Source organism: Micromonospora sp. NPDC093244 (genome assembly GCF_040683695.1).
Classification (GTDB): Bacteria; Actinomycetota; Actinomycetes; order Mycobacteriales; family Micromonosporaceae; genus Micromonospora.
In genome coordinates this window covers 1-3,487 of sequence record NZ_JBFBEO010000013.1, presented here as the reverse complement: position 1 = coordinate 3,487, position 3,487 = coordinate 1, and the positions used below count along the sequence as shown (strand labels likewise).

General features: G+C 56.9%; 2 rRNA genes. Both read left to right on the top strand.

The window, feature by feature from the left end:
• Window positions 1-169: 169 nt before the first annotated feature.
• Window positions 170-3,280: ribosomal RNA gene (locus AB0N27_RS29565) — 23S ribosomal RNA — on the top strand.
• 86 nt (window positions 3,281-3,366) lie between these two features.
• Window positions 3,367-3,483: ribosomal RNA gene (rrf, locus tag AB0N27_RS29560) — 5S ribosomal RNA — on the top strand.
• Window positions 3,484-3,487: the final 4 nt, after the last annotated feature.

The window sequence follows — 3,487 nt, the reverse complement described above, 5'->3', positions numbered from 1 at the left end:
GCTGGTTGTTGTTTCAGAGACTTGGCCAGCCTCCTGTGTGGGGGCTGGAAGTCTGCCAGGCATGGCCTGGCCTCGCATACCGCCGACGAGGGTTGGGTTTGGTGTGGGGCTGTTGGGTTGTGGGTTGGTCGTTTGTTGAGAATTGCACAGTGGACGCGAGCATCTTTGTGGTCAAGTTGTCAAGGGCGAACGGTGAATGCCTTGGCACCAGGAGCCGATGAAGGACGTGGGAGGCCGCGATAGGCCTGGGGGAGCTGTCAACCAAGCTGTGATCCCAGGGTGTCCGAATGGGGAAACCTGGCACCAGTCATGTGGTGTCACCCACACCTGAACACATAGGGTGTGTGGGGGGAACGCGGGGAAGTGAAACATCTCAGTACCCGTAGGAAGAGAAAACAATTTAGTGATTCCGTGAGTAGTGGCGAGCGAAAGCGGATTGAGGCTAAACCGGCTGCGTGTGATACCTGTCAGGGGTTGCGTGGTTGGGGTTGTGGGACCCTGCTGAACAAGCTGACACTTGTTCGAGAAGTTACAAAGTCAGTGGCTAGTCGAACAGTCTGGAATGGCTGACCGTAGACGGTGAGAGTCCGGTAGGTGAAAGTTGCTGACCTTCTGTGGGTGTTCCCGAGTAGCGGCGGACCCCTGAAATCTGCCGTGAATCTGCCAGGACCACCTGGTAAGCCTAAATACTTCCTGGTGACCGATAGCGGACGAGTACCGTGAGGGAATGGTGAAAAGTACCCCGGGAGGGGAGTGAAATAGTACCTGAAACCGTTCGCCTACAATCCGTCGGAGCCTTGCGGGGTGACGGCGTGCCTTTTGAAGAATGAGCCTGCGAGTTAGTGGCATGTGGCGAGGTTAACCCGTGTGGGGGAGCCGTAGCGAAAGCGAGTCTGAATAGGGCGATTCAGTCGCGTGTCCTAGACCCGAAGCGGAGTGATCTAGCCATGGGCAGGCTGAAGCGCGGGTAAGACCGCGTGGAGGGCCGAACCCACCAATGTTGAAAAATTGGGGGATGACCTGTGGTTAGGGGTGAAAGGCCAATCAAACTCCGTGATAGCTGGTTCTCCCCGAAATGCATTTAGGTGCAGCGTCGCGTGTTTCTTGCCGGAGGTAGAGCACTGGATGGTCTAGGGGGCCCACAAGCTTACCGAAATCAGCCAAACTCCGAATGCCGGTAAGTGAGAGCGCGGCAGTGAGACTGCGGGGGATAAGCTTCGTAGTCGAGAGGGAAACAGCCCAGATCACCAGCTAAGGCCCCTAAGCGTGTGCTAAGTGGAAAAGGATGTGGGGTCGCATAGACAACCAGGAGGTTGGCTTAGAAGCAGCCACCCTTTAAAGAGTGCGTAATAGCTCACTGGTCAAGTGGTTCCGCGCCGACAATGTAGCGGGGCTCAAGCACACCGCCGAAGCTGTGGCATTCACATTTTAACCTCGCTTGGACGTGATTCCTTGTGCAGGTGTGTGGATGGGTAGGGGAGCGTCGTGCCGCGAGTGAAGCAGCGGGGTGACCCAGTTGTGGACGCGGCACGAGTGAGAATGCAGGCATGAGTAGCGAAAGAAGGGTGAGAAACCCTTCCGCCGGATGACCAAGGGTTCCAGGGCCAGGCTAATCCGCCCTGGGTGAGTCGGGACCTAAGGCGAGGCCGAGAGGCGTAGTCGATGGACAACGGGTTGATATTCCCGTACCCGCGAAAGAGCGTCCCTGATGAACCTCGTTGTGCTAACCACCCGAACTGGCTGATGTCTTCGGACGGATGTTGGGGAGCGTGGGAACCTGGCGGGTAGTAGTCAAGCGATGGGGTGACGCAGGAAGGTAGCTGAGCCCGGCCGGTGGTTGTGCCGGGGTAAGCGTGTAGGCCGTGCCATAGGCAAATCCGTGGCGCATGAAGGCTGAGACGTGATGCCGAGCCGATTCAGGTGAAGTCAGTGATCCTATGCTGCCGAGAAAAGCCTCTAGCGAGTTCTTAGCGGCCCGTACCCCAAACCGACACAGGTGGTCAGGTAGAGAATACCGAGGCGATCGGGCGAACTGTGGTTAAGGAACTCGGCAAATTGCCCCCGTAACTTAGGGAGAAGGGGGGCCGGAGACGTGAAGCCCCGCGCGGGTGGAGCGTTGTATGGCCGCAGAGAGCAGGGGGAAGCGACTGTTTACTAAAAACACAGGTCCATGCGAAGAAGTAATTCGATGTATATGGACTGACGCCTGCCCGGTGCTGGAACGTTAAGGGGACCTGTTAGCTCTTCGGGGCGAAGCGGAGAACTTAAGCGCCAGTAAACGGCGGTGGTAACTATAACCATCCTAAGGTAGCGAAATTCCTTGTCGGGTAAGTTCCGACCTGCACGAATGGCGTAACGACTTCCCCACTGTCTCAACCACAGGCCCGGCGAAATTGCAGTACGAGTAAAGATGCTCGTTACGCGCGGCAGGACGGAAAGACCCCGGGACCTTTACTATAGCTTGACATTGGTACTCGAATTAGCTTGTGTAGGATAGGTGGGAGCCGGTGAAGTCCATACGCCAGTATGGGTGGAGGCAATCTTGAAATACCACTCTGGTTGATTTGGGTATCTAACTTCGGACCGTTATCCGGTTCAGGGACAGTGTCTGGTGGGTAGTTTAACTGGGGCGGTTGCCTCCTAAAAGGTAACGGAGGCGCCCAAAGGTTCCCTCAGCCTGGTTGGCAATCAGGTGTTGAGTGCAAGTACACAAGGGAGCTTGACTGTGAGACTGACAGGTCGAGCAGGGACGAAAGTCGGGACTAGTGATCCGGCACTTGCGAGTGGAAGCGGTGTCGCTCAACGGATAAAAGGTACCCCGGGGATAACAGGCTGATCTTCCCCAAGAGTCCATATCGACGGGATGGTTTGGCACCTCGATGTCGGCTCGTCGCATCCTGGGGCTGTAGCAGGTCCCAAGGGTTGGGCTGTTCGCCCATTAAAGCGGTACGCGAGCTGGGTTTAGAACGTCGTGAGACAGTTCGGTCCCTATCCGCCGTGCGCGTAGGATACTTGAGAAGGGCTGTCCCTAGTACGAGAGGACCGGGACGGACGAACCTCTGGTGTGCCAGTTGTCCCGCCAGGGGCACGGCTGGTTAGCTACGTTCGGAAGGGATAACCGCTGAAAGCATCTAAGCGGGAAGCCTGCTTCAAGATGAGGTATCCCACCCACCTTTGGTGGGGTAAGGCCCCCAGCTAGACGACTGGGTTGATAGGCCGGAAATGTAAGCCCGGTAACGGGTTCAGTTGACCGGTACTAATAGGCCGAGGACTTGACTACCAAGCTGCTACGCGTCCACTGTGCAACTCTGAACAAGCGAACACCCGTGACATCATGCCCGGGGTTGTTTGACATGTTCATAGAGTTACGGCGGTCATGGCGGAGGGGAAACGCCCGGTTACATTCCGAACCCGGAAGCTAAGCCCTCCAGCGCCGATGGTACTGCACTCGTGAGGGTGTGGGAGAGTAGGACGCCGCCGGACAATC